The 26,766-nt window shown below is 74.6% G+C and carries 21 protein-coding genes; 14 read left to right on the top strand and 7 right to left on the bottom strand.

Going from position 1 to position 26,766, the window contains the following annotated elements:
- Positions 1-21: 21 nt before the first annotated feature.
- Together ACFVYI_RS32585 and ACFVYI_RS32580 are read left to right on the top strand one after the other, a co-directional pair.
- Entirely contained in the window at positions 22-861 is an 840-nt protein-coding gene (locus tag ACFVYI_RS32585) for a DsbA family protein (RefSeq protein ID WP_387892253.1), read from the top strand.
- Positions 858-1,484 carry a vitamin K epoxide reductase family protein gene (locus ACFVYI_RS32580; protein WP_387892252.1) on the top strand — a complete coding sequence of 209 codons (627 nt, stop codon included), beginning with the start codon at positions 858-860 and terminating at the stop codon, positions 1,482-1,484. The genes ACFVYI_RS32585 and ACFVYI_RS32580 overlap by 4 nt, the downstream gene beginning before the upstream one ends.
- A gap of 151 nt (positions 1,485-1,635) precedes the next feature.
- Here ACFVYI_RS32580 and ACFVYI_RS32575 read toward each other — a convergent pair whose 3' ends face one another.
- Complete coding sequence (locus ACFVYI_RS32575) at positions 1,636-2,634, bottom strand: adenosine deaminase (RefSeq protein ID WP_387892250.1); 999 nt, start codon at positions 2,632-2,634, stop codon at positions 1,636-1,638.
- Between the two features lie 265 nt (positions 2,635-2,899).
- On the opposite strand from ACFVYI_RS32575, the gene ACFVYI_RS32570 reads away from it, so the two are divergent.
- The gene (locus tag ACFVYI_RS32570) at positions 2,900-3,184 is read left to right on the top strand and encodes a DUF6158 family protein (RefSeq protein WP_387892248.1); all 285 of its coding nucleotides are present in this window, start codon (positions 2,900-2,902) and stop codon (positions 3,182-3,184) included.
- A 124-nt stretch (positions 3,185-3,308) separates the two neighbouring features.
- Positions 3,309-4,697 (top strand): NADP-dependent succinic semialdehyde dehydrogenase, encoded by a 1,389-nt coding sequence (locus ACFVYI_RS32565; RefSeq protein ID WP_387892246.1) that lies wholly within the window; start codon positions 3,309-3,311, stop codon positions 4,695-4,697.
- A 63-nt stretch (positions 4,698-4,760) separates the two neighbouring features.
- Here the strand turns inward: ACFVYI_RS32565 and ACFVYI_RS32560 are convergent, their stop codons facing one another.
- Together ACFVYI_RS32560 and ACFVYI_RS32555 are read right to left on the bottom strand one after the other, a co-directional pair.
- Positions 4,761-5,042, bottom strand: coding sequence for a hypothetical protein (locus tag ACFVYI_RS32560; protein WP_387892244.1), 282 nt, complete (start codon positions 5,040-5,042; stop codon positions 4,761-4,763).
- Between the two features lie 41 nt (positions 5,043-5,083).
- On the bottom strand, positions 5,084-6,082 hold the full coding sequence (locus ACFVYI_RS32555; RefSeq protein ID WP_387892242.1) for a Ku protein: 999 nt from the start codon (positions 6,080-6,082) through the stop codon (positions 5,084-5,086).
- Between the two features lie 168 nt (positions 6,083-6,250).
- Here ACFVYI_RS32555 and ACFVYI_RS32550 point away from each other — a divergent pair, with 168 nt between their 5' ends.
- Both ACFVYI_RS32550 and ACFVYI_RS32545 read left to right on the top strand, forming a co-directional pair.
- Complete coding sequence (locus tag ACFVYI_RS32550; protein ID WP_387892240.1) at positions 6,251-6,460, top strand: hypothetical protein; 210 nt, start codon at positions 6,251-6,253, stop codon at positions 6,458-6,460.
- A gap of 170 nt (positions 6,461-6,630) precedes the next feature.
- Positions 6,631-8,880 (top strand): MMPL family transporter, encoded by a 2,250-nt coding sequence (locus tag ACFVYI_RS32545; RefSeq protein ID WP_387892238.1) that lies wholly within the window; start codon positions 6,631-6,633, stop codon positions 8,878-8,880.
- A gap of 44 nt (positions 8,881-8,924) precedes the next feature.
- Here ACFVYI_RS32545 and ACFVYI_RS32540 read toward each other — a convergent pair whose 3' ends face one another.
- Positions 8,925-10,166: a metallophosphoesterase gene (locus ACFVYI_RS32540; protein ID WP_387892296.1), complete on the bottom strand. Its 1,242-nt coding sequence runs from the start codon at positions 10,164-10,166 to the stop codon at positions 8,925-8,927.
- Positions 10,167-10,440: 274 nt separating this feature from the next.
- On the opposite strand from ACFVYI_RS32540, the gene ACFVYI_RS32535 reads away from it, so the two are divergent.
- From ACFVYI_RS32535 to fxsT, 7 genes are all read left to right on the top strand, one after another.
- Positions 10,441-11,898, top strand: coding sequence for an amino acid permease (locus ACFVYI_RS32535; RefSeq protein WP_387892237.1), 1,458 nt, complete (start codon positions 10,441-10,443; stop codon positions 11,896-11,898).
- A gap of 172 nt (positions 11,899-12,070) precedes the next feature.
- Positions 12,071-13,030: an EI24 domain-containing protein gene (locus tag ACFVYI_RS32530; protein ID WP_387892236.1), complete on the top strand. Its 960-nt coding sequence runs from the start codon at positions 12,071-12,073 to the stop codon at positions 13,028-13,030.
- A gap of 569 nt (positions 13,031-13,599) precedes the next feature.
- On the top strand, positions 13,600-14,274 hold the full coding sequence (locus ACFVYI_RS32525; protein ID WP_387892233.1) for a transglycosylase SLT domain-containing protein: 675 nt from the start codon (positions 13,600-13,602) through the stop codon (positions 14,272-14,274).
- Between the two features lie 240 nt (positions 14,275-14,514).
- Positions 14,515-15,549, top strand: coding sequence for a glycosyltransferase family 2 protein (locus tag ACFVYI_RS32520; protein ID WP_387892231.1), 1,035 nt, complete (start codon positions 14,515-14,517; stop codon positions 15,547-15,549).
- A 193-nt stretch (positions 15,550-15,742) separates the two neighbouring features.
- Positions 15,743-18,631, top strand: a complete 2,889-nt coding sequence (locus tag ACFVYI_RS32515) for an FAD-binding and (Fe-S)-binding domain-containing protein (RefSeq protein ID WP_387892230.1) — start codon at positions 15,743-15,745, stop codon at positions 18,629-18,631.
- A 127-nt stretch (positions 18,632-18,758) separates the two neighbouring features.
- Complete coding sequence (locus ACFVYI_RS32510) at positions 18,759-19,250, top strand: hypothetical protein (RefSeq protein WP_387892228.1); 492 nt, start codon at positions 18,759-18,761, stop codon at positions 19,248-19,250.
- A 44-nt stretch (positions 19,251-19,294) separates the two neighbouring features.
- Positions 19,295-22,999: an FxSxx-COOH system tetratricopeptide repeat protein gene (fxsT, locus tag ACFVYI_RS32505; RefSeq protein ID WP_387892226.1), complete on the top strand. Its 3,705-nt coding sequence runs from the start codon at positions 19,295-19,297 to the stop codon at positions 22,997-22,999.
- Between the two features lie 36 nt (positions 23,000-23,035).
- On the opposite strand, the gene ACFVYI_RS32500 is transcribed toward fxsT, so the two are convergent.
- The 3 genes from ACFVYI_RS32500 to ACFVYI_RS32490 form a co-directional block, all read right to left on the bottom strand.
- Positions 23,036-24,004: an MBL fold metallo-hydrolase gene (locus tag ACFVYI_RS32500; protein ID WP_387892224.1), complete on the bottom strand. Its 969-nt coding sequence runs from the start codon at positions 24,002-24,004 to the stop codon at positions 23,036-23,038.
- 165 nt (positions 24,005-24,169) lie between these two features.
- Complete coding sequence (locus ACFVYI_RS32495; RefSeq protein ID WP_387892223.1) at positions 24,170-24,634, bottom strand: CBS domain-containing protein; 465 nt, start codon at positions 24,632-24,634, stop codon at positions 24,170-24,172.
- Complete coding sequence (locus ACFVYI_RS32490; protein WP_387892221.1) at positions 24,631-25,674, bottom strand: SPFH domain-containing protein; 1,044 nt, start codon at positions 25,672-25,674, stop codon at positions 24,631-24,633. Before ACFVYI_RS32490 ends, ACFVYI_RS32495 begins: the two co-directional genes overlap by 4 nt.
- Before the next feature lie 156 nt (positions 25,675-25,830).
- On the opposite strand from ACFVYI_RS32490, the gene ACFVYI_RS32485 reads away from it, so the two are divergent.
- Positions 25,831-26,661, top strand: coding sequence for a uracil-DNA glycosylase (locus ACFVYI_RS32485; protein ID WP_387892219.1), 831 nt, complete (start codon positions 25,831-25,833; stop codon positions 26,659-26,661).
- The last annotated feature ends 105 nt before the right edge of the window (positions 26,662-26,766 follow it).

The raw sequence follows: 26,766 nt of genomic DNA, 5'->3' as shown, positions 1-26,766 counted from the left end.
GAGCACAGGACGACACCCACCATGAGCAAGAAGCCCCAGCGCCCGTCCGGCACGTCCGCCAAGACCACGCCTGGCAAGACCACCGGGAACGCCGCCCGGCGCGCCGCCACCGACCGGATGCGCGAGGAGCGCGAGCGGACGCAGCGGTCGGCGCGGATCCGCCGCCGGACCGTCGTCGGCGCCGCCTCCGCCGCCGTGCTCGCCCTGGCGGCGGGCGTGGCCTTCGCCGTCGGCGGCTCCTCCGGCTCCGGTGACACCGCCGCCGCCGGACCGCTGGTCACCCCCGCCAACGCCGGCGGCGCCGACGGCACCGTGATCACCTACGGCAAGGCCGACGCCCCGCACACCCTGGAGATCTACGAGGACTTCCGCTGCCCGTACTGCGAGCAGTTGGAGACCACCAACGGCACGACCATCCAGCAGCTCGCCGACGACGGCACGTACAAGATCGAGTACCACCTGGCGACCTTCCTGGACCAGGGCCTGGGCGGCAAGGGCTCGCGCACCGCGCTGGCCGCCGCCGGCGCGGCGCTCAACGAGGGCGTGGACAAGTTCAAGCAGTTCCACGACGTGCTGTACGCCAACCAGCCCGACGAGCGCAACGACGGCTTCGCCGACGTGAACCGGCTGCTCGACCTGGCCGGCCAGGTCCCCGGGCTGAAGACCGACGCCTTCGTCAAGGCCGTCCAGGACGGCACCTACACCCCGTGGGCCAACCAGGTGAACAAGGCCTTCGACAAGAGCGGCGTCACCGGCACCCCGACGGTGAAGCTGGACGGCACCAAGCTCGACGTCTTCACGAACGGCGCGCCCGTCACGCCCGAGCGGTTCACCGCGATGGTCAAGCAGGTGACCGGATGACGGCCCCCGGCGCCGTCGCCGCGCCCGCTCGCGGCCACGGCGCGAGCGGGCCGTTCGCCCTCCTGCTGCTGATCGGCGGGGCGATCGGGATCTTCGCCTCGGCCGTCCTCACGCTGGACAAGATCCGGCTGCTGGAGGACCCGTCGTACGTCCCCAACTGCAACATCAACCCGATCATCAGCTGCGGCTCGATCATGCGCAGCGACCAGGCCGAGGCCTTCGGCTTCCCCAACTCGCTGCTGGGCCTGGTCGGCTTCGCCGTGGTGATCGCGATCGGTGCGGGCCTGCTCGCCGGGGCGACGTACCGGCGCTGGTTCTGGCTCGGCCTCCAGGCCGGGACGGTCTTCGGGATCGGCTTCGTGACCTGGTTGGCGTACCAGGCGCTGTACCGGATCGGGGCGCTCTGCCCGTACTGCATGGTGGTCTGGGCGGCCATGATCCCGCTGTTCTGGTACACCACCCTGCACAATCTGCGCACCGGCGTGATCCCGACCCCGCGCGCCCTGCGCCCGGTGGTGCGCGAGGCCGCCCGCTACCACTGGGTGGTGCCGGCGCTCTGGTACGCGGTGATCGCGCTGCTGATCCTCAACCGGTTCTGGTACTACTGGAGCACCCTGGTCTGAGCCTCCCGTCGGCTCCGGGCCCGCCGTGACCCGGAGCCGGCGACCACCCCACCGCCCTCACCCTGCGCGGACCCCGCCCCTTCCCCGACGGCGCCGTACTGCTGCGCCACGACCGGACCGGGGAGGGGCGGGCGGGCACCCCCGGCGCGGGTCAGGCGCCGACGGGTTCGAACTCGTAGGCCGCCACCTCGGCCAGCAGGGCCGCACGGCGGTCCTCGTCCAGGAAGGAGGCGCGGAAGGAGTTGGCGGCGAGCAGGCGCAGCGTCTCCGGGGCGAGGGCGAGCGCCGCCTCGACGGCGCGGAAGTTGTCGTCGACGTAGCCGCCGAAGTACGCGGGGTCGTCGGAGTTGACGGTGACCAGCAGGCCGGCCGCGAGCATGGCGCGCAGCGGGTGGTCGGCCAGGGTGTCGATGCAGCGCAGACGCACGTTGGAGAGCGGGCAGAGGGTCAGCGGAACCTGCTCGCGGACCAGGCGGTCGACGAGCGCCGGGTCCTCCAGGCAGCGCAGGCCGTGGTCGATCCGCTCGACGCCCAGCACGTCCAGGGCCTCGGTGATGTACGCCGCCGGACCCTCCTCCCCCGCGTGGGCGACCCGGTGCAGCCCGGCCTCGGCGGCGCGCCGGTAGACCTCGCGGAACTTGGCCGGCGGGTGGCCGACCTCCGCCGAGTCGAGCCCGATCCCGGTGATCCGGCCGAAGTACGGCCGGGCGGCCTCGAAGGTCTCCAGCGCGGACTCGGCGGACTCGTCCCGCAGGAAGCACATGATCAGGCGGGTGCTGATCCCGTACCGCTCCTCGCTGCGCTCCAGCGCCCGCCCGAGGCCCTCCACCACCACGCCCAGCGGCACCCCGCGCGCCGTGTGCGCCTGCGGGTCGAAGAAGATCTCGGCGTGCCGCACCCCCTGCTCGGCGGCCCGGGCCAGGTACGCGTCCGCGAGGTCCGCGAAGTCGTCCTCGGTGCGCAGCACCGCCATCAGCGCGTAGTAGAGGTCCAGGAACGACTGCAGGTCACTGAAGGAGTACGCCCGGCGCAGCTCCTCGGTGTCGGCGTACGGGAGCGTGACACCGTTGCGCCCGGCGAGCGCGAAGGCCAGCTCGGGCTCCAGGGTGCCTTCGATGTGCAGGTGCAGTTCGGCCTTGGGGAGCGGCATGGGTGATCGATCCGAGCTCTGGGAGGGGAATGAAAGGGCGTCCGGATAGTCATCGTACGATCCGACCCACCCCCGCCTCGCCGGAGGGCTCGCCGCGCCCCACCCGCGGCGGCGGGGCCGCACGCCTGGCGAAAGCCCCCGGGGGCGACGACACTGCCGGTACGGGACTTCCTGTCGATACTCCGGCGACCCCCGCGAATGGTGTACCGGTCACGGTGACGGGGCACTCGGGTACCGGGGGCCCTGCGCCGAGGAGGTAGTGGACATGCGGCACGGCGACGACGCTCCGCACATCAGGCCCGCGGGCATCTCCGCACACGCCCTGGGCAACGACACGCTGCTGCACGAGCTGGAACAGCTGCACCGGACCAGGCACGAGACGTTCCTGTACGGGTCGGAGGAGGCCCTGAAGCGGCACACGCTGCGGACCGGGCAGCTGGAGGCCGAGTACCTGCACCGGTTCCCGAACCGGCTGGTCACGGCCGGCCGGACCAGGGCCGGTGCCCGCGCGCGGGAGGCCGCGGCGCGGGTGGAGTCGCTGCCGGAGTGAGGCCCGGGCGGCCGCCGCCCGGCGGGACACGCCGGGCGGCGGTGGTGCGCACCGGGCCGGGTGTCGGCGAGGGTGGAGCAACGACTCCGGAGCAACCCCCCACGGACACCTGGGAGCCCACCGCATGGCCATCGCAAGCGTCAACCCCGCGACCGGCGAGACCCTGGAGACCTTCGAAGCGCTGGACGCCGCCGGCATCGAGCAGCGGCTGGCCCGCGCCGACGCGACGTTCCGGACCTACCGCACCACGTCCTTCGCGTACCGCGCCGAGCTGCTGCGCCGCGCGGCCGACCTGCTGGACGAGGACCGGGAGGCCGTCGCCCGCACGATGACCGAGGAGATGGGCAAGCCGCTGGCGGCCGCCCGCGCCGAGGCCGCCAAGTGTGCGAAGGCGATGCGCTGGTACGCCGAGAACGCCGAGGCGCTGCTCGCCGACGAGCACCCCGCCCCGGCCGACGTCGCCGACTCCGGCGCCGCCCGCGCCTACGTCCGCTACCGCCCGATCGGGGTGGTGCTGGCCGTGATGCCGTGGAACTTCCCGTTCTGGCAGGTGGTCCGGTTCGCGGCGCCCGCCCTGATGGCGGGCAACGTCGGCCTGCTGAAGCACGCGTCCAACGTGCCCCGCACGGCGGTGGCGCTGGAGGAGCTGTTCCGCCGGGCCGGGTTCCCGGAGGGCTGCTTCCAGACCCTGCTGATCGGCTCGGGCGCGGTGGAGGGCATCGTCCGCGACCGCCGGGTCGCCGCGGTGACGCTGACCGGCAGCGAGCCCGCCGGGCGGGCGGTGGCCGCCGCGGCCGCGGACGAGGTGAAGAAGGCCGTGCTGGAGCTCGGCGGCAGCGACCCGTTCGTCGTCCTCCCGAGCGCCGATCTGGACGCCGCCGTGGCCACCGCCGTACGGGCCAGGGTGCAGAACAACGGACAGTCCTGCATCGCCGCCAAGCGCTTCATCGTGCACACCGACGTGTACCGGCGGTTCACCGAGGCGTTCACCGCCGCGATGCGGGCGCTGACGGTCGGCGACCCGATGGACGAGGCGACCGAGGTCGGCCCGCTGGCCAGCAGCCAGGGGCGGGACGACATCGAGGAGCTGGTCGAGGACGCCCGGGCGCACGGGGCCGGGGTGGAGTGCGGCGGCCGGCGCCCCGAGGGCCGGGACGGCGGCTGGTTCTACGAGCCGACCGTGCTGACCGGCATCACCCCGGCGATGCGGATCCACCTGGAGGAGACCTTCGGCCCGGTCGCCACCGTCTACGAGGTCGCCGACCTGGACGAGGCGGTCGCGCTGGCCAACGACACGCCGTTCGGGCTCAGCTCCAACGTCTGGACCACCGACCCGGCCGAGCAGGAGCGCTTCGTCCGGGACATCCAGGCGGGCGGGGTGTTCTTCAACGGCATGACGGCCTCGCACCCGGCGCTGCCGTTCGGCGGCGTCAAGCGCTCGGGCTTCGGGCGGGAGCTGGGGGACCACGGGATCCGCGAGTTCTGCAACATCACCACCGTCTGGGTGGCCTGAGAGCCCGAGGCTCCGGACCCCGGCCCGGCCGGCCGGGGTCCCGCGACCGCCGCCCCGGCCGGCTCAGGAGGCCATCCGGTGCTTGCCCTGACCGGGGGTCATCCAGCGCGCGACCATGCCGCAGAGCGCGATCAGGGTGATGCCCCACACGATGCTGAAGACGATCAGCCACGGCAGCGAGGTCACCTGGGCCCCTACGGCGCCGAGGCCGAGCGAGAACGCGAGCAGCAGGATCACGGCCGTCGGGCCGAGGCTGAGCAGACCGTGCCAGGCGCGGTGCGCCAGACTCGGGTGCTTCGGCGCGTCGGGGCCGGTGTCGAGCGCCTTGTAGGTCAGTAGGTCCATCTGGGATCGCCTCCGGACGTCGGTGACTGCCGGTGATCAGCTCACGAGGCCTTGCTGGGAGCTGCGGACTTCCTGCTGGTGGTCTTCTTGGCGGTGCCGGCGGCCTTGGCGGTCGTGGCCTTGCCCGCCATGCTCTTGGCGGCCGTGCTCTTGGCGGCCGTGGTCTTCTTGGCGGCGGACGCGCGTTTGCGGGGCGCCGGCTGCTCCGCGGCTTCCGGCTCGGCTTCCGGCTCGGCGTCTGCCGCGGCCCGGCGGCCGCGGTGCCCGCCCTTGGCCTCCTTGAGGCTGCTGCGCAGCGCCGCCATCAGGTCGATGACGTTGTCCGGCGCTTCGCCGGGCTCCTCCTCGTGGGGCACCTCGACGCCCTGGATCCGGGCCTCGATGACCTGCTGCAGCGCCTGCTGGTAGTCGTCGTGGAGCTGGGAGAGGTCGAAGTCCTCGGAGAGCGTGTCCATCAGCGAGCGCGCCATCTTCAGCTCCTGCGGCCGCACGGTCACCTGCTCCTCGGGCGCGATCCCGGCCGCCGACCGGACCTCGTCGGGCCAGATGCAGGTCTGCAGCACCAGCGTCCCGTCGTGCACCCGCAGCACCGCCGGGGACTCCCTGGTCCGCAGCGCGATCTTGGTGACCGCGATCTGGCCGGACTCGGTGAGCGCGTCGCGCAGCAGCGCGTACGGCTTGGCGGCGGCCTTGTCGGCGACGCCGACGTAGTACGCCTTGGAGAACATCAGCGGGTCGATCTCGGCGGCGTCCACGAACGCCAGCACGTCGATGACCTTCTTGCTGGGCAGCGGCAGGTCGGCGAGGTCCTCGTCGGTGAGGGTGACGGTGCGTCCGTCGGGCGACTCGTAGCCCTTGGCGATCTCCGCGTACGGGACCTCCTTCTCCTCCTGCTCGCAGTACCGCTTCATCCGCACCCGGCCGCCGTCCTTCGCGTGCACCTGGTGCAGCGGGACGTCGTGCTCCTGGGTGGCGGAGTACAGGTGGACGGGGATGCTGACCAGCCCGAAGCTGATCGTCCCCTTCCAGGTGGTCTGCATGGGGTCGCCCCTTCCCGGACGGCTCCCCCTACCGGAGATCTCCCACTCTGCCCGGATTCACCCCGATCGGCCACACGGTCCGGTCCGGTCCGGTCCGAGCCGCCGCTCCCGGCCGCCGCAGCGGGCCGCGGCGGCGGACAATGGGCGACGGAGCGAGGAGGTGGCGCCATGCCGGGGACGGAGGTGCCCCCGCCGCCGGAGCGGACCACGTACGCCGTGTCCTACGCCGTGGCCGGGGAGCCCGGGGTGCGGCGGGCCGAGGTGACGGTGGTGCCCGGGTACTCGCAGGAGAGCGACATCCCGCGGATCCTGGCCGCCCGTCTGACCGGGCGGCCGGAGGCCGGGCGGGTCGTCGTGCTGGAGCTGCGCCCGGCCTGAGGGCCCCGCAGGCCCGGGAGCGCAGGGGCCCGACCCGCCGAACGGAGGCACCGGCGCGTGTCACCCGGGGATCGGAGCGGATCGCGCGGCTCCGCTCCCTAGCATCGGGACTCCGCGGTCTCGCCCGAGCAAGCGTGACAGAGCGTCACCTCCGGCCCCCAGGAGCGTCCATGCCCACGTCCCCGGGCGGCCCAGCCCGCATCCCCGCCCCGGCCCGGCCCGCGCAACCGCCCCGGCCCGGCTCCCTGCGCAGACTCGGCGAGTGGTGCGCGCGCCACTCCGTCCTGGTGATCGTGCTCTGGCTGGTCGCGCTGGCCGGCGTCCAGGTGATCGACCGCGCGGTCGGCGGGACGTTCTCGGACGACTTCTCGCTCTCGAACACCCAGGCGCAGGAGGGCCGCAACGTCCTCCAGGCGCACGAGCCCTCGGTCGGTGGCACCAGCGCCCAGGTGGTGCTGCACGACGCCCAGCCGCTGACCGGCTTCCAGAGCCAGGTCGACCAGGTGGTCGGCTCGCTGCGCGAACTGCCGCACGTGCAGTCCGCGCAGAGCCCGCTGCCGCCGGCCGGCCAGCCCGCCCCGCCCGGCGGCCCGCTCGCGGCGGACGGCCTCACCGGCTACATCACCGTCCGCTTCGACGTGAACCCCACGACCCTCGGCGCCGACTACCTCGACGGCGTGGACGCGGCCGTCGCCCCGCTGCGGGCGGCCGGGGTGGAGGTCGAGTACGGCGGGCCGCTCGGCGAACTGGCGCGTCCGGCGGCCGACGACCGGGTCAGCGAGCTGATCGGCTTCGGGGTCGCGATCGTCGTCCTGCTGATCGGCTTCGGCAGCGTGATCGCGGCCGGCCTGCCGCTGGTCACCGCCCTGATCGGCGCCGTCGTCGGTCTCGGGCTGCTCGGCCTGCTGGCCGCGGCCACCACCTTCGCCACCGTGGCCCCGACCCTGGCGACCATGATCGGCATCGGCGTCGGCATCGACTACGCGCTCTTCCTGCTCACCCGGCACCGGCAGAGCCTGATGGACGGCAGGGACCCGGTGGCCGCCGCCGGGCACGCCGTGGCGACCAGCGGCCGGGCGGTCCTGGTCTCCGGCTGCACCGTGGTCATCGCCCTGGCCGGGCTGGTCGTCTCGCGGGTCAACTTCATCGCCAAGCTCGGCGCCGCCGCCGGGGTGACCGTGATCTCCGCCGTCCTCGCCGCGCTGACCCTGCTCCCCGCCCTGATGGGCCTGATCGGCCGCCGGATGGACCGCTGGACGGTGCACCGGCCGGTCGCCGAGACCGGGGCCGCGCCCGGGGAGGAGATCACCGGGACGTGGCACCGCTACGCCCAGCGGGTGGAGCGCCGCCCGTGGTGGTTCCTGACGGCCGGGGTGGTCGTCGTCGGCATCCTCGCCGTCCCGCTCTTCTCCATCCAGCTCGGCCACATCGACGACGGGGCCGACCCGACCAGCTTCACCGACCGGCGCGCCTTCGACCTGATGTCCGAGGCCTTCGGTCCGGGCTCCAACGGCCCGATCACCGTGGTGGTCGACCAGAGTGCCGTCCCGGCCGACGCCCGGCCCGCGCTGCAGAGCTCCGTGCAGCAGGCGCTGGCCGGCACGGCCGACACCGCCGGCGTCACCCCGCTGCAGACCAGCTCCGACGGTGACGTGCTGTTCAACACCGTCACGCCCGCCCAGCGGCCGCAGGACGAGCAGACCACCCAGCTGGTCGGCCGGCTCTCCGACACCGTCCTGCCGCAGGCCGTGGCGGGGACCGGCGCCACGGCCTACGTGACCGGCACGACGGCCGCCCAGGTCGAGTTCGGCGACATCGTCGCCGCCCGCCTGCTGCCGATCATCGCCGTGGTGGTCGGCCTGGCCTTCCTGATCATCCTGCTCGTCTTCCGGGGCCTGCTGATCGCGGTGAAGGCAGCCGTGCTCAACCTGATCTCCATCGCCGCCTCGTACGGCGTCCTGGTGGCGGTCTTCCAGTGGGGCTGGGGCGGGCCCGCGCTCGGGGTCTCCGGCAAAGTGCCGATCGAGAGCTACGTCCCGATGATGATGTTCGCCATCGTCTTCGGCCTCAGCATGGACTACGAGATCTTCCTGCTCTCCCGGGTGCACGAGGCCTGGCTGCGCACCGGGGACAGCCGGGGCAGCGTGGCCCACGCCCTGGAGATCACCGCCCGGGTGATCAGCTGCGCGGCGCTCATCATGGTCAGCGTGTTCGCCGCCTTCATCGTGAGCGACAACATCGTGATCAAGATGATGGGCCTCGGGCTGGCCGTCAGCGTGCTGATCGACGCCACCGTGGTGCGGCTGCTCCTGGTACCGGCCGTGATGACGCTGCTCGGGCCGGCCGCCTGGTGGACGCCCCGCGTCCTGGACCGGGTGCTGCCGCACATCGACACCGAGGGCGAGGGCGAGCAGGCCTGAGGGCGGCCGACCCGAAGAGGAACAGGCCCGGGCCCGCGCGGCCCTCAGGCCTGGAGCGAGGCCAGCGTGACGATGGTGATGTCGGACGGGGCGCCGACCCGTACCGGCGGCCCCCAGGCCCCCGCCCCCCGGGTCACGTAGAGCTGGGTGTCGCCGTAGCGCTCCAGGCCGGCGACGGTGGGGTTGGCCAGTTCGGCCAGGTAGTTGCCGGGCCAGAGCTGGCCGCCGTGGGTGTGGCCGGAGAGCTGGAGGTCGACGCCGTGCCGGACGGCGTCGTGGATGGTGACCGGCTGGTGCGAGAGCAGCACGGAGGTGCGGGCCCGGTCGCGGTCGCCGAGCGCCTTGTCGAAGTCCGGGCCGTCGCCCTCGGAGCGCCCGGCGATGTCGTTGACCCCGGCGAGGTCGAACCCCGCGAGCTCCACCCGGGCGTTCTGCAGCGGGTGGACGCCCAGCTCGCGGACGAAGTCCACCCAGGGCGCCGCACCGGAGAAGTACTCGTGGTTGCCGGTGACGAAGTACGCGCCGTCGCGCGCCCGCAGCTGCGCCAACGGCTCGGCGGCACGGCCGAGCTCGGGCACCGTACCGTCGACCAGGTCGCCGACGATCGCGATCAGGTCGGGCTGTGCGCCGTTGATCGTGTCGACGATCCGCCGGGTGTGCCCGCGGCCGAGGATCGGCCCGAGGTGGATGTCGCTGACCACGGCGATCCGGTAGCCGTGCGCCCGCGCGGGCAGCTTCGCCAGCGGCACGGTGACCTGCTTCAGCCGCGGCCCGCGCAGCACCCCGTACGCGCCGGTGCCGACCACCGCGGCCGCCGCACCCGAGGCGCCGATCGCGAGCGTCCGGGCGACGAAGAGCCGTCGCCCGGGCGACGGCACGGCGGACGGCTCGTCGTCGACCGCCGGCACGGCGGACGGCTCGTCGTCGGCCGCCGGGGGCTCACCCGCCGGCTCCGACGGGGCGGCGGCCCGCAGGCGCGGCAGCCGGAGCAGCAGCGGCCGGACGGCCTCGCCGACCGCCAGCGCCATCAGCAGGTACAGCATCACCGCCAGCCAGAGGTAGCCCGGCCAGGCCAGCCAGCGCTCGACACCGAGCGGGAGCGTCTCCCCGCCGACCAGCGCGCCCACCGAGAGCAGCGGCAGGACGACGGCGAGCACGGTGCCCGTCCGGCGCCACCACCCGCCGGGAGCGGAGACGTCGCGCACCAGGCGCCGCCAGAGGTACCAGTGCGCGAGGGCCAGGACGGCGAGGACGGCGAGCAGACCGAGCACCACGAGGACGATCATCACGCGGCCAGTATGAACGGCCCCCCGGCCCGCCCCGACGACGGCCCCCGAAGTCGCCCCAGCGACTGGTGCTGTGTCAGATTTGAGCTTTCCGCCTACCCACTTCACCCGCCCTGACCTGGCACTTCGTGTCCGCTGAGCGGACATTTGCCGAGGCCTTGTTCCGATACTCGTAGGTAGAAGTTAAGTTGCACCGCAATGCGCGGGTCCGTCCCCCACCCTCCGGCGTACGAGCCGAGGGGCAGCCGCGCTGGAAAGGCAAAGGGCACCCTCGATGAGTGCGGAAACCACCACCTCGGCCGGCTCGCCGCCGGCCGATGCCGCTCCGCAGCAGCAGAAGCAGCTCCACCCCGGTCACGGCGGCGACGGCCACCTGAAGGCCGGGCTCAAGAACCGCCACCTGTCGATGATCGCGATCGGCGGCGTGATCGGCGCCGGCCTGTTCGTCGGCTCCGGCGCGGGCATCGCGTCCACCGGCCCCGGCATCCTGCTCTCCTACGCCCTGGCCGGCGTGCTGGTCGTCCTGGTGATGCGGATGCTCGGCGAGATGGCGGCGGCCGACCCGCAGAGCGGATCGTTCTCGGCCTACGCCGACCGGGCGCTCGGCCGCTGGGCCGGCTTCTCCATCGGCTGGCTGTACTGGTTCTTCTGGGTCGTGGTGCTGGCCGTCGAGGCCACCGCCGGCGCGAAGATCCTCAACAACTGGGTGCCCGGGGTGCCGCAGTGGGGGTGGGCGCTGATCGTGATGGCGGTGCTGACCGCCACCAACCTCTTCTCGGTCGCCTCCTACGGCGAGTTCGAGTTCTGGTTCGCCGGCATCAAGGTGGTGGCGATCGCCGCCTTCCTGGTGATCGGCATCCTGGCCGCGTTCGGGCTGCTGCCCGGCACCCACGCGGTCGGCACGGAGAACCTGACCGGCCACGGCGGCTTCCTGCCGCACGGGGTGGGAGCGGTGTTCACCGGCATGCTCACCGTGGTCTTCGCCTTCATGGGCAGTGAGATCGTCACCCTGGCCGCCGGCGAGTCGGAGGACCCGGAGAAGGCGGTCAGCAAGGCCACCAACAGCGTGATCTGGCGCATCGGGATCTTCTACCTGGGCTCGATCCTGCTGGTCGTGACCCTGCTGCCGTGGGACTCCGCGGCCGTCAAGGGCAGCCCCTACGTGGCCGTGCTGGAGCACGTCGGCATCCCGGGCGCCGGCCAGGTGATGGACGTGATCGTGCTGACCGCCGTGCTCTCCTGCCTCAACTCGGGGATGTACACCGCCTCCCGGATGGCCTTCTCGCTCGGTCAGCGCGGCGACGCCCCCAAGGCCTTCGCCTCCGTGACCAACCGCGGTGTGCCGCGCGTCGCGATCCTCTCCTCGGTGGTCTTCGGCTTCGTGGCGGTGTTCTTCAACTACACCTCCCCCGACACCGTCTTCTCCTTCCTGCTCAACTCCTCGGGCGCGGTGGCGCTCTTCGTCTGGGTCGTGATCTGCTTCTCCCAGCTGAAGATGCGCAAGATCATCGAGCGCGAGTCGCCCGAGCGCCTGACCGTCCGGATGTGGCTGTACCCCTACCTCACCTGGGCCGCGATCGGCATGATCGGCTTCGTGATGGCGTACATGTTCACGGACGCCGACGGGCGCAAGCAGATGTACCTGTCGCTGGTCGCCGCAGCGATCGTGCTGACGGCATCGGCCGTGGTGGGCCGCCGGCGACGGGCCGCGGCGGTGGCACCGGCCGCCTGATCCGGACACACCGCCCACACCGGGCCCGGGAGCCGTTGCGGAGGCTCCCGGGCCCGGCGTCGTGTCCGGCCACGGTCGCGCACCGCACGGCGGCGACCCGGCCCGCCACCGGTACCGGATCATGACGGGACGGAGATGACCCGCCGACGGGCGAGCCCCTAACCTTCCCCCTATGCGAGATCTTGCTGCGGGGTTGGGGTACCTGGCCAAGGGCCAGAAGTGGGTGGGCCGGCACGGCCGCTGGTGGGCGTTCGGGATGCTGCCCGCACTGATCACCCTGGTCGGGTACGTGGTGGCGCTGGTGTTCCTCGGCGGCTGGTCGGAGGACCTCGCGCGGTGGGCCACGCCGTTCGCCGACGACTGGGGCTCGCCCTGGCAGGGCCTGCTGCGCACCGCACTCGCCGCGATCGTCTTCGGCGGCGGGCTGCTGATCTCCGTGATCACCTTCACCGCGGCCACCCTGCTGGTCGGCCAGCCGTTCTACGAGTCCCTCTGCGAGAAGGTCGACGAGACCGAGGGCGGCGCGCCCACCCCGCCGGAGGTCCCGCTCTGGCGCGAGCTGGCGGTCTCGGCGCGGGACAGCCTCTACGTGCTGGTCCGGGTGGCCGGGTTCGGCGTCCTGCTGTTCGCCTGCGGGTTCATCCCGGTGGTCGGGCAGACGCTGGTGCCGGTGGCCGGCTTCCTGGTGTCCGGCTTCTTCCTCACGGTCGAGCTGACGGCGGTCGCCCTCCAGCGGCGCGGGGTGCCGCAGCGCGAGCGGATCCGCCTGCTGCGCGCCCGGCTCGGGCTGGCCTTCGGCTTCGGCGTGCCGCTGATCCTGGCCTTCCTCGTCCCGCTGGTGACCGTCCTCGCGATGCCCGGCGCGGTGGCCGGCGCCACCCTGCTGGCCCGCGACCTGGTGCCGGTGGAGGAGGCCGAGGACGAGCAGGACGCACCCGGCGACTCGGGTGCGGCGCCCGGCGGGGAGGACGTCCCCGAGGTCCCCGGGTACGGCGGGCAGGACGGGTACGGCGGGCAGCGTCCCGTACCGGGGAACCCGTACGCGGCGGGGCCCTACCCGGCGGCCCCGGAGGCGGCCCGGCCGCACCACGGCGGGGCGGGCGCCGGGCAGCACCCGTACTCCTCCCACTGAGGCCGGACCGCCACGACGGTGACGCACCGGTCACTCCCCGTCACCCTCGGGCGGCCGTGCTGTGAGGCCGCCCACACGGCTCCGCGCCACTACTGCCCTCGATAGTCGTCGATGGGCGGGCGCCGGCCCACCGGCCTGCGGGACACCGCCGTCGGGCCCTGCCGACGCTGTGGGCTCCGCCCGCCCGCACCCCGAAGAACGCAGGCCACCGGGCCGATTCGCCCCCTCCTCCGACGGGCGGGCGGGCGATCGGCCGTCGGTCGACCGGATCGGACGGCTCCCCTCGAAGCGCCCGGCTGCGGCCGGGCGCTTCGCCGTTTCCGCCGCCCGACCCACTACCGGCCGTAGTAGTCCGCGCCTTTGCCGCCCGTGCCGGGCTCTGCGAAGAATGGCCAGTCGCCAGGCAGCGCGGACCGGTCCGTCCGTCGCGCGTCCCGCCCGCCCCGCCGTCACGGCCGGGGTGTCATGGCCGTCCCGGACGGCATCGCGGGCCCTGTCCGCCCGTGCCCTCGTGCCGGAGGCCCCCGTGCTTCCGGCACGGCTCCCGACGGAAAAGGATCGTCCGCTCCATGCAGCTCAGCCATGCCCGCCGCAACTCGCTGATCACCGGCATCACCACCCTCGTGGTGGCGGGTGCGGCCACCGCCGCCCTCGCCGTCCCGCAGAGCGGCGGCAACGTCGCCGAGGCGGCCGCCCCGGTGGCCGGTGTCTCCGTGGACGGGCAGCCGGTGGCCGCCCAGGCCGACGCGGCCGCGGCCGACGCCGCTGCTGCCGCCGCCCAGGCTCAGGCCGAGGCGCAGGCCCAGGCGGACGCCGCCGCTCAGGCGCAGGCCGCCGCCCAGGCACAGGCCGAGGCCGAGGCGAAGGCCCAGGCGGACGCCAAGGCCAAGGCCGACGCGGAGGCCGCCGCGTCCCGTTCCCAGGAGCGCCCCGCGCTCGCCGCGAAGCCCGCCTACTCCGGCAGCCCCCGCGAGATCGCCGCCCAGATCGTGCCGGCCGGCCAGCTGCAGTGCTTCAGCAACATCGTGTCCCGCGAGAGCAGCTGGAACCACCTCGCCGTCAACGCCTCCTCCGGCGCGTACGGCCTGGTCCAGGCCCTCCCCGGCTCGAAGATGGCCTCCGCCGGCTCGGACTGGCGCACCAACCCCGCCACCCAGATCAAGTGGGGCCTGGACTACATGAACTCCCGCTACGGCAGCCCCTGCGGCGCCTGGTCCTTCTGGCAGACCCACCACTGGTACTGAGCCGACCCCGGCACCAGGATGCGAGGACCTCGCGCGGCGGAGCCCGCGCGAGGTCCTCGCGCATTGCGCCTCACGAGGTCTCCGTCCGCACCGCCGGGGCCGGTGCGGTGACGACGTGTACACGTCCGGCATGACGGGTGAAGATATGGCGCACGCTCGTACGATTTGACGCGGATTGATCAGAATTACAGGCCGTCAGGGCTTTGCCACCTTCCGCGTGCGCTCCTACGCTCCGGCCTCATGCCCTCACCCCTGATCAGCGTCGTGCTCCCCGCCTACGACCAGCAGAAACAGCTGGCGGAATGCCTGGACTCGCTCCTCGCGCAGTCCTTCCGCGACTTCGAGGTCATCCTGGTCGCGGACCGCTCCCCCGACTCCCCGGCCGACCTCGCCGACGCCTACGCGGCACGGCATCCGCGCGTCTCGGTGCTGCACCTCAACGCCGCCGTCGGCGTGGGCGTCGGCCGCGACGCGGGCGCCGCCCGGGCGGCCGGCGAGTACCTGCTCTTCCTGGACGCCGACCACCTGCTGCCCCGGGACGGCCTGCAGGCGCTCGCCGACCGGCTGGAGCAGACCGGCCCGGTGGACGTGCTCCTGTTCGGGCACACCCGGCGGCACGGCGGGCGCGACTGGCCGGGCGGCGCGGAGGCGCTGCTGGCCGACGCCGGGCCCGACGTGACCGGGGCGGCCGGCCGCCCCGAGCTGCTCGGCGCACCCGCACTGATCTGGGACCGGCTGCTGCGGCGGGACTTCTGGCAGGGCCGCGGGCTCGCCTTCCCGGACGGCCGCTACGAGGAGATCCCGGTCGTCCACCGGGCCATGCTCACCGCCGAGCGGATCGCGGTACTGCCGCGCGCCTGCGTCCAGCTGCGACGACGGGAGACCGTCCACCCGGTCGGCTCGCCCGGCAGCAGCCAGTTCGACGTCTTCGACCAGTACGAGCGGAGCTTCGCCCTGCTCGACGAGGTGGCGGCCTGGCGGCCGGAGCTGGAGGCCGTCCGCGACGCCCTGTTCACCCGGATGATCCGGCACTACCTGTTCGTGTTCGACCTGGCCGGGTGCGTGGCGCGGGCCGAGCGGCCGCAGTTCTTCCACCGCGCCGCCGAGCACCACCGCCGCTTCCAGCCGGCCGGGCACCGGCGGCCCGGCGGCCGCGAAGGCGTGAAGTTCTCCCTGCTGGCCGGTGGCGCCTACCCGGCCTTCGAGATGGCCAAGCTCTCGCACATCGCCAAGGGCACGCTCACCGGCTCGGCCCGGCGGCGGGCCTCGGCCTGACCGCGCCGCCGGCCTGACGGCGGGCCGCCGCCTCACACCGGCCGCCGTCCGAGACCGGCCGGTCAGTGATCATGGCAGTCGAGCGTGCCAGATGACACCTCGTCGGCCGCACGCCGGGGTGGCCCGTACCGCGCGCGGCGTCCGGCTGGGATGATCGGCCGCGGTACGCCAGCCCGCCCCCGGGAGGACCCACGTGAGCCGACCGTCCGCCGCCCCCGGCGCCGACCTCGCCCGGGAACTCGCCGCCACGCTGCGCGGCGACGTCCGCTTCGACGCCGCCGAACGCACCGTCTACAGCCACGACGCGTCCAACTACCGCCACCTGCCGCTCGGCGTGGTCAAACCGGCCGACCTGGACGACGTGCGCACCGCCGTCGCGCTCTGCCGCCAGTACGAGGTCCCGGTGGTGCCGCGCGGGGCCGGTACCAGCATCGGCGGCCAGGCGATCGGCCCGGGCGCGGTCGTCCTGGACTTCCGGCGCCACCTGGGCGCGGTCCTCGGCGTGGACCCGGAGCGACGCACCGCCCGGGTCGAGCCGGGCGCCGTGCTGGACCACCTCCAGCGGGCCGCCCGCCCGCACGGGCTGCGGTTCGGGCCGGACCCGTCCACGCACAGCCGGTGCACCCTCGGTGGCATGATCGGCAACGACTCCTGCGGCGCCCACTCGGTGGTCTGGGGGCGCACCAGCGACAACGTGGAGTCCCTCGACCTGCTGCTCGCCGACGGCACCGAGCTCACCGTCGGCGGCCCGCTCGGGCCGGCCGAACGCGCGGCGCTGCGTGCGCTGCCCGGGCGGGTCGGCCGACTCCACCGCGAACTGCAGGAGTTCACCGAGCGCAACCTCGCGGTGATCCGCCAGGGCATGCCGGACCTTCCCCGCCGCACCTCCGGGTACCCGCTGGACGCCCTCCTGCCCGAGCGCGGCCACCACCTCGCCCGGGCGCTCACCGGCACCGAGGGCACCTGCGCGCTGCTGCTCGGCGCCACCGTCCGGCTGGTCGAGGAACCGCCCGCCCGCGCCCTGGTGGTGGCGGGCTACCCGGACGAGACGGCCGCCGCCGACGCCGTTCCCGCGCTGCTGCCGCTGCGCCCGCTGACCGTCGAGGGCATGGCCGCGGACCTGATCGCCGCGCTGGTCGCCGCCGGACCGCGCCCACCCGCCCTGGACCGGCTGCCCGAGGGAGCGTGCTGGCTCTTCCTGGAGGCCGGCGGCGCGACGCCCGCCGAGGCGCTCGACGCGGCCCGGCAACTCGCCGACGCCGTCCGCCGGGAGCGCTCCGCCACCGCCACCGTCGTGACCGACCCGGGCGAGCAGCGCCAGCTCTGGGGCGTGCGCGAAGCCGGCGCCGGGATCGTCACCCGGCTGCCCGGAGGCGGCGAGGCCTGGCCCGGCTGGGAGGACTCGGCCGTCCCGCCGGAGCGGCTCGGCGACTACCTGCGCGACCTGCGGGCGCTGCTGCGCCGGCACCACCTGCGCGGCGTCCCGTACGGGCACTTCGGCGAGGGCTGCGTCCATCTGCGGATCGACTTCCCGCTCACCGCGCCGCACGGGCCGGCGGTGTTCCGGGACTTCCTGGAGCAGGCCGCCGACCTCGCGGTCTCGTACGGCGGCTCGCTCTCCGGGGAGCACGGCGACGGCCAGGCCCGCGCCGAACTGCTGCCCCGGATGTACCCGCCCGAGATCATCGCGCTGTTCGGCGAGTTCAAGCGGATCTGGGACGGCGAGAACCTGCTCAACCCGGGCGCCCTGGTGGACCCGCGCCCGCTCGACGCCGACCTGCGCCTGAGCGGACCGGTGCGCCTGCTCCCGCTCGCCCTCCCGTACGAGCAGGACGACGGCAGCCTGGCCAAGGCCGTGCACCGCTGCGTCGGGGTGGCCAAGTGCGTGGACCCGGACACCGGGGTGATGTGCCCGAGCTACATGGCCACCGGCGAGGAGCGCCACTCCACCCGGGGCCGGGCCCGGCTGCTCGCCGAGATGCTGCGCGGCGAGCTGATCCCGGACGGCTGGCGCTCGCCGGAGGTCCGGGAGTCGCTGGACCTCTGCCTCGGCTGCAAGGGCTGCGCCGGCGACTGCCCGGTCCACGTCGACATGGCCACCTACAAGGCCGAGTTCCTGTACCAGCACCACCGGCGCCGCCTCCGGCCCCTCCCGCACTACTCGCTGGGGTGGCTGCCGCTCTGGCTGCGGGCCGTCGCGCTCGCCCCCGGCGCGGCCAACCTGATCGCCCGCTCGCCCGCCGCCGGTCCGCTGAAGCGGCTCGGCGGGGTCGACCGGCGGCGGCCGATCCCGGTCTTCCCGCCCGAGACCTTCACCCGCTGGTACCGCCGGCACCGCGCCGCGCGGCCGGCCCCGGCGGACGCCCGGCCCGTCCTGCTCTGGCCGGACACCTTCTCCGACCACCTCCAGCCGAACGTGCTGCGCGCCGCCGTCGAGGTGCTGACGCACCTGGGCTTCGACGTCCGGCTGCCCGCCGGCCCGGTCTGCTGCGGGCTCACCTGGTACTCCACCGGTCAGCTCGGCACCGCCCGGCGGGTGATGCGGCGCAGCCTGCGGGCGCTCGCCGCCACCGGCCTGCCCGCCGACACCCCGGTGGTCGGCATGGACCCGAGCTGCACCGCCACCCTGCGCGAGGACCTGCCCCGGCTGCTCGGCGACGACGGCCGACCGCTCGCCGAACGGACGCGCACCTTCGCGGAGTTCATCGACCAGTACGCGCCCGACGCCCCGCTCCCCCGGCTCCCGTTCGACGCCGTCACCCAGACCCACTGCCACCAGCACGCCGTCCTCGGCACCGCCGCCGACCGCCGGGTGGAGGCCCGGACGGGCCTGCGCAACCGCGTGCTCGACTCCGGCTGCTGCGGCCTGGCCGGCAACTTCGGCTTCGAGCAGGGCCACTTCGAGGTGTCCGAGGCGATCGCCGAACGCGTCCTGCTGCCCGAGGTGCGCGCGGCGGACCAGGACACCGTGATCCTGGCCGACGGCTTCAGCTGCCGCACCCAGATCGCCCACCTCGCCGAGGGCCGCCGGGCCCTGCACCTGGCCGAACTGATGCAGCGGGCCCTGCGCGAGGGGCCCTGACGGCCCGGTGGCCGCCCCGTGCGGCCTTCCGGCCCGTCGAAGGTCTTCTCCTGCTGGAATCATGGGAGTTGAATGACCGTCACGACGACGGACGGGTCCTTCTCCGATCTGCAGGGGGTTACGGGCGATGCTGGTGGAGGCTTTCACGGCGCTGGCGGCGGCCGGCGGGGCGGGGATCGTCCAGGCCGCCGGGACGGATGTCTGGACGGCCGTGCGGGAACGGGTGGCCCGCCTGCTGGGCCGAGGCCGGCCGGAGGTCGAGCAGGCCGCGCTGGAACGCCTCGACCGGACCGGGCAGGCGCTGGAGGCGGCCGCTCCCGAGGAGCGGGAGGGCGTCGCCGGCCGGCAGGCGGCGTCCTGGCAGACCAGGCTGGAGGACTTCCTGGACGGACTGGACCCGATCGAGCAGGCGGCGGCCGGCGCACAGCTCCGGGCCCTGATCGAACTGGCCGCGGCCGGCACCGCGCCCGACCGCGTCCAGGTACGGGCGGCGGACAGCGGGGTGACCGCCGGCGGGGACGTCACCAACCACGGCGGCGCCATCGGCCGCGACTTCGGCGGCCCGGTCACCATCGGCGTTCCCGACCGCCCTACCCCGCCGGGAGCGGCTCCGCGCTGACCGCTCCCGGGGCAGTCCCCGGCCCCGCCGCCCCGCACGGCGGCGTGTCCAGCGGGCGCGATCTCGTCAACTCGGGCGGCGTGGTGGCGGAGCGCATCCGCGACGTCCACCTGCACGCCACGCACGCCGTCGCCGTACCCACCGACGGCCGACCGGTCCGGATCGGTACCGTCCCGATGCTCGCCGACTGCTTCCGCCACCGGGCGGCCGTCGACGGCGCACTCGCCCTCCCCGGCGGTGCCGGCCGCTCCGGTTCAGCCGGCACCCTCCCGTCGGCGGTGCTCAGCGGCCCGGCCGGCACCGGAAAGACCCAGGCCGCCGCCCACCACGTCCAGCTGGCGCTTCGCACGGCGGCGGTGGACGTGGTGCTGTGGGCGGACGCGGGCAGCGGCGCGTCGATCCGGCACGCCTACGCCTCGGCCGCGCGGCGGCTCGGCCTCGGCGCCGGCCCGGAGGCGGCGGAGCTCCTGCTCGCCTGGCTGAACACCACCGACCGGCGCTGGCTGATCGTCCTCGACGGTCTGGCGGACCCCGCCGACCTGCTCGGCCTCTGGCCCGCCCCGAGCGCCACCGGCCGGCTCCTGGTCACCACCCGCCGTGCCGACCAGGGCCTGCGGACCAGTCGGCGCCGGCTGGTCCGGGTCGCCCCCTTCACGCCCGAGGAGGCGGCCGGCTACCTGGCCGACCGGCTGGCCGTGCACGACCTGGCCCTGCCCGCCCGGGAGCTGTCCGACCTCGCGGCCCGCGTCGGCCCGCTCCCGGCCGACCTGGCGGAGGCGGCCACCCGGCTCCTCGCCGGTCCCGGCACCGGGACCGGGATCCGACCGCGCAGAGGAGCCGCGCTCCCCGGCGCGGGTGGATCCCGGCCCACCGACTGCGAGCTGTGCCGGATCCCGTTCGAAAGCGCCGCGGTCACCCTCGTCCACGCTCCCGAGGACGCGCTCTGGGCCCGCTGGGCCGAAGCCGTCCTGCGCCGGGCGGGCCTGACCGTCCTCCCGGAGCAGGGCGACCGGACGGTCACCCTGCTCTCCCCCGCCCTGCTGCGCGATCGCGCGGCCCGGCCCGGGGCGGAGCACCCGCCCGGATCCCGGCCCGAGGCCCCGCCGGCCGACGGCCCGGCCGTCACCGTCCGCATCGAGCCGGTCCCCGTCGACGGCCCGGTGGTGGACCTCGTCGGGCTCGACCCCGGCCAGGCCGCCGCGGCCCTGCTCGCCGCGCTGGGCGGCACCCCGCAGGATCCCGACCTGACCGGCCTGCGCTACCCCGGCTCCGTCCCGACGCACTTCAAGGTGCCGCCCCGCCACCCGTCCTTCACCGGCCGCCAGGGGGTGCTGGAGCACCTGCACCACCGGCTCGGCGCGGGCGTGGCCGCCGTCCTGCCGAGCTCCCAGACCCTCTACGGGCTGGGCGGCATCGGAAAGACCCAGCTCGCCCTGGAGTACGCGCACCGGTACCGGGCCGAGTACGACCTGATCTGGTGGATCGACGCCGAGCAGACCGAGTCGGTGGCCCTCGCGCTGGCCGGCCTGGCCCGGCGGCTCGGGCTGCCGGTCGGCGACTCGGTCGCGGAGGCCGCCGAGGCGGCCCGCGAGGCGTTGGGCCGCGGCACTCCGACCACGCGCTGGCTGCTGGTCTTCGACAACGCCGACGAGCCGGCCGACATCCGCTGCTACTTCCCGGACGGACCCGGCCGGATCCTGGTCACCTCACGCAACCTCGGCTGGACCAGGGCCGCCGACGCCCTGGAGGTCGATGTCTTCACCCGCCGGGAGAGCACCGAGCACCTGTGTCGCCGGGTGCGCGGGCTCACCGCCGGCAACGCCGACGCGGTGGCCGAGGCGCTCGGCGACCTGCCGCTGGCCGTCGAGGTCGCCGCCGCCTGGTTGGACGCGACCGCGATGCCCGTGCCCGCGTACCTCGCCCGGCTCCGGCACGCGCTCTCCGCCGAGGGCGCCTTCGACTACCCGCGCTCGGTGGCCGCCACCTGGGGCGTCTCGATCAGCCGTCTGCGCGTGCAGTCCCCGGCCGCCGCGAGGCTGTTGCAACTCTGCGCCTACTTCGCGCCCGAGCCGATCTCCACCGGCCTGCTCTACGGCGACCGGATGGTCGAGGCCCTCGGCGAGGTCGACCCGGCGGTGACCGACGCCTTCGCCGTCGCCGCCGCCGTCCGGGCCCTCGGCCGCTACTCCCTCGCCCGGGTGGACGCCGAGGCCGGTGGGCTCCAACTGCACCGGCTGGTCCAGGCGGTGGTGCGGGACGAGCTCGGCGCGCCACTGGACCGGGCCGTCGCCAAGCACACCGTGCACCGGATCCTCACCGGCGCCCGGCCGCTCGTCGGCGAGACCGACGATCCGGCCAACTGGCCCGCCTTCGAGGAGATCTGGCCGCACCTGGAGCCGTCCGAGGCTCCGCTCTGCGACGAGCCGGAGACCAGGGTGCTGCTGATCGACCGGGTCCGCTACCTCTGGAAACGCGGCGAGCTGGACCAGGCCCTGGCCCTCGGGCGCTCGCTCGACGCCCTCTGGGTCGAGCAGCTCGGCTCCGACGACGAACAGACCCTGCTGCTGCGCTTCCAGACCGCCAACGTGCTGCGCGCCCAGGGCAAGCACGCCGCCGCACGCGCCCTGGACGAGTTCACGCTGGCACGCCAGCGGGCACTGCTCGGCGAACACCACCCGCACACCCTGTTGACCGCCGGCTCGCTCGGCGCCGACCTCCGGAACCTCGGCCGGTTCCGGGAGGCGCTCGACCTGGACCGTCGGACCCTCGACCAGGTCCGCGCGCTGTTCGGCGACGACCACCCGCGCACCCTCGCCATGGCGAACAACCTGGCGATCGACCACCGGCTGGCCGGCGACAGCGCGGCCGCCCACGACCTGGACCGGGAGAACCTGGAACGGCGCACCGCCGTCCTCGGCCCGCGTCACCCCTACACCCTCTCCACCAAGACCTGCCTCGCCCGGGACCTGCGCGAACTCGGCGACCACGAGGGCGCGATCGAGCTCCTTCGGGAGGTGATGGCCGACCTCGACGGTGTCCTCGGCCCCGATCTGCCCGAGCACCTGCGCAACGCGACCCTGCTGGGCGCCGCGCTGCGCCGCACCGGCCGGCTCGCCGAGGCCCGCCGGATCACCGCGGAGACCTTCGAACGCTACCGGGACCGGTACGGCCTCGGCACACCCGACGCACTGGTCTGCGTGCTCAGCCGGGCCGCCGACCACAGCGCCGCCGGCGACCAGACGGCCGCCCACGAGCTGACCGTCCGCGTCCACGGCGCGTACCGGCGGATGTTCGACGACGAGCACCCGTTCACGCTGGCCTGCGCCAACAACCTCGGCGTCTACCTACGGCGCGCCGCAGACTCCCGTTCGGCGGCCCGGCACGGCCGCGCGACGGCGGACGCCCTGCACCGGGCGGTCGGACCGGCGCACCCCTTCACCCTGGCCGCGACCGCCAACCTCGCCAACGCGCTGGCGGACGAGGGCCGTTGGGCCGAGGCTGAGCAGCTGCACCGCCGCGCCCTGACCGGTCTGACCACCCGCTACGGTCCGGACCACCCGGACGCCCTCGCCGCTGTGGCCGACCTGGCGCTCACCCTGCTGCGGAGCGGGGCCGACCCGGCGGGCCCCGAGCGGCACCGTCGGGCCGTCGCCGACCTCGCCCGGCGCCTCGGCGAGGAGCACCCGGACACCCTCGCGGCACGCGCGCTGCGCCCCGTCGACCGTGAACTGGAGACCCAGCCGACCTGAGCGGGCTCGCCCCGCGACGCCCACCGGGACCGGGCGCTACCGGAAGGTGCGCGGGGTGAGGTAGTCCGGGACGACCACCCGGGCGCGCGGCGAGGCCTGGCGCACCTGGGCCAGGAAGGCGCCGAGGTCGGCGTCCTGCCGGACCGGGTTGACCAGTTCCGTCTCGAACCTGTCCCAGTGCACGGGGACCACCGTGCCCGGGTGGCCGAGCGCGTCCAGCAGGCGGGGCACGTAGCGGTGGGTGGCGGTGCTGCCGGGCACCGCGACCATCGCGATGTCCGGGCGCAGGCCTGCCAGTTCGCGCTCGGCGAAGTCGCTCGCCCCCATCAGGAAGGCCGACGGGCCCTGGGCGAAGGAGAGTTGGAAGGCCAGTGTGTCCCCCTCCGGCAACTCGCCGATGGTGGTGGGCGGCTGGGGCGGCATCGCGTGCAGGGTGCCCGGCGCGAAGTACTGGTGCCCGCGGTTGCGGCTGTGCCGGCTCGAAACCGCCCGCACCACCAGTCCGTCGCCGAAGTCCAGGACCTCGCCGCCCCGGACCACGACCAGTTGCCCGGCCGGCACCCCCAGCGCGCGCAGCAGGTGGTAGGTGGTCTCGGTGCCGACGACGGTCGCGCCGGTGGTGACGGCGATGTGCGGCACGTCGTTGACGTGGTCCCAGTGACTGTGGCTGACCAGGATCAGCTCCGGCCGCCCGACGTGCGCGTCGACCAGCCGGGTGTTCACCGTGAGCGCGGTCCGCTCGCTGAACGTGCCGTCGTACAGGCCGGTGGGGAAGCGCGTCAGGTAGGGGTCGAACAGGACGGTGCGCCGACCGTGGTCGATCCGCCACCCGGCGGTGCCGAACCAGCGGTACACGGTGTCGGTCGCGCCCGGCGCCGTGGTCACCGCCGGGGCGGGCTGCTCGGCGGCGGCCGGCCCGGCGGCGGCCACGGTGGCCAGGCCCGCACCGGCGGCGGCCGCGGCCGTGCCCATGAACGTACGGCGGTCGAGTCCGGGGTGCTGCATGCGGCGGGGATCCTCTCGGCGGGCGCCGCGCGGGTGCGCGGCGCGAACCGGGCGGCGCGCGATTGCGCCGCCCGGTTGATCACCACGCCTCGGGCCCGGGTTTCGGACCACACGATCCCCGCCCGGGAGTCCGGCCGCGCCAGCGCGTCGGATCCCGACCGGCGCCTACCCGGCCAGCGGCTCCTGCACCTCCGTCGAGCGCGGCGGCTCCTCCGCGCAGACCGCCGAGACGAACTCCGCCAGCCGGGCCTGCGGCAGCCCGCGCGCGATGTCCGCCTCGCTGATCATCCCGACGATCTGGTGCTCCGGGTGGCTGATCACCGGCAGCCGGCGGACCCGGTACTGCTCCATCATCCGCAGCACCTGTTCGGCGTCCTCGTCCGCCTCGACCGTCATCGGGCGCCCCTGGGCGAGCTCGCCCGCCGTCACCTGCGCGGGGTCACGGCCCTCGGCGACGCACTTCAGCACGATGTCGCGGTCGGTCACGATGCCGAGCAGCTTCTGTCTCTCACCGCAGATGGGCAGCGCCCCGACGTCGCGTTCCCTCATGATCCGGGCGGCGGCGGCGAGGGTCTCGTGCTCACCGACGCACTCCGCACCCGGGTGCATGATGTCGCTGGCTCTGGTCATGATCGGCCTCCTGACGTGCCTGCCACTCCCGTTACTCCATCGTGGTCCGGGCCCGGGGGCACCGCCACCGGGCCCGGCCCGTCGCGCTCGGCCCCGTTCGTCACCCGGTCCGCCTCCTCGCCCGGTGCCCGGTCGGCGCCGTCCGGACCGCCCAGTGGCGGGTGCTCCAGCAGCTCCTCCAGCGGCGGCAGTTCGAGCTGCTCCACCTCCGGCAGTCGCGGCGGCTCGGCCTGCGACGGCTCCACCGGCGCCTCCTCGCCGCCCTTGCCCACCGTCTTGCGGTTGACCTCCACCGCGCTGTCCAGGAACCGCAGCAGCTCCACCGGGAACGGCAGGACCAGGGTCGAGTTCTTCTCCGCCGCCACCTCGACGACGGTCTGCAGCAGCCTCAGTTGGAGCGCCGCCGGAGTCGCGCTCATCACCGCCGCCGCCTCCGACAGCCGCGCCGAGGCCTGGTACTCGCCGTCGGCCGTGATGATCCTCGCGCGGCGCTCCCGCTCGGCCTCCGCCTGCCGGGACATCGAGCGCTTCATCGACTCCGGCAGGGCGACGTCCTTGATCTCGACCCGGTCGATCTCGATGCCCCAGCCCAGCGCCGGGCTGTCGATCATCAGCTCCAGGCCCTGGTTGATCGGCTCGCGGTTGGCCAGCAGGTCGTCCAGCTCGCTCTTGCCGATGATCGACCGCAGCGAGGTCTGGGCGACCTGGGAGATCGCGAAGTTGTAGTCCTGGACGTTGACGGTCGCCTTCACCGGGTCCTCCACCCGGTAGTACACGACCGCGTCCACCCGGACGGTCACGTTGTCGCGGGTGATGCCCTCCTGGGCGGGGATCGGCATCGTCACGATCTGGACGTTCACCCTGCGCAGCCGGTCCGCCACCGGCATCAGCCGCACCAGCCCCGGCGCCCGGACCTCATCGCGCACCCGGCCGAAGCGGAACACCACGCCCCGCTGGAACTGCTGCACCACCCGGACGCTCAGCCCGGCCCACACCGCCACCAGCCCGATGGCCGCCAGCACCGCATCGAATATCAGCATCGCGGTCTCCTCGCGCGCGCACCACCGCCCCGGCGGTCGCCGCCCCGGCCCGGCCGGGGGCCGCCGGAGCAGCCGATTCCACGCTACGCCTGCGGGAGCGCCGCCGGAACGGCCGCCGACCGCCTGCCGCTGACCACCGGCCCTAGGATCGTCCTCATGTCCCAGCCTGCCGACGACGGCCCGGCCACCGACCCCGCGGACCCGCACCACCCGGCCGGGGCCGCCGCCCTCGCGGACGGGCTCGACGCCTTGGACCGCGTCGTCACCGGCTGCCGCGCCTGCCCCCGCCTGGTCGCCTGGCGCGAGGAGACCGCCCGCACCAAGCGCCGCGCCTACCTGGACTGGGACTACTGGGGCCGCCCGATCCCCGGCTTCGGCCCACCGGACGCGCCGCTCGTCCTGGTCGGCCTCGCCCCCGCCGCACACGGCGGCAACCGCACCGGCCGGATCTTCACCGGCGACCCTTCCGGCGACCTGCTCTACGCCGCGCTGTACGAGCTCGGGCTGGCCAATCGCGCCGAGTCCGTCCGGCACGGGGACGGCCTGCGCCTGCACGGCGTCCGGATCACCGATCCGGTGCGCTGCGCGCCGCCCGACAACAAGCCGACCACCGCCGAACGGGACACCTGCCGCCCGTGGATCACCCGCGAGCTGGAGCTGCTGCGGCCGACCGTGCGGACCGTCGTCGCGCTCGGCGGGTTCGCCTGGCAGGCGCTGCTCCCGGCGGTCGCGGCCGCCGGCTGGCAGGTGCCCCGGCCCCGGCCGGCCTTCGGTCACGGCGCCCACGCCACCCTGCCGGCCGCCGACGGCGGCCCGCCGCTGGAGCTGTACGGGTGCTACCACGTCAGCCCGCGCAACACGAACACCGGCCGGCTGAGCACCGTCATGCTGCGCGGGCTGCTCCGCACGGCCGCCCGCTCGGCCGGCCTGGACCCGCTCCCGGAGCCACCGGCCCCGCCGGCCGAGCACCCGCCGAGCATCCGCTGAACACCGGCTGAGCACCGGGCAGGGGCCGGCCGGGGCCGGGTCGAGCCCCCGCCGGCGACGCGGCTGCCGTGCCCGCGCTCGGCCGTACCGGGCGCCGCCGAGGTG

The sequence above is a fragment of the Kitasatospora sp. NPDC058218 genome, assembly GCF_042882445.1.
Lineage (GTDB): Bacteria > Actinomycetota > Actinomycetes > Streptomycetales > Streptomycetaceae > Kitasatospora.
This window is presented reverse-complemented; position numbering and strand designations above follow the sequence as displayed.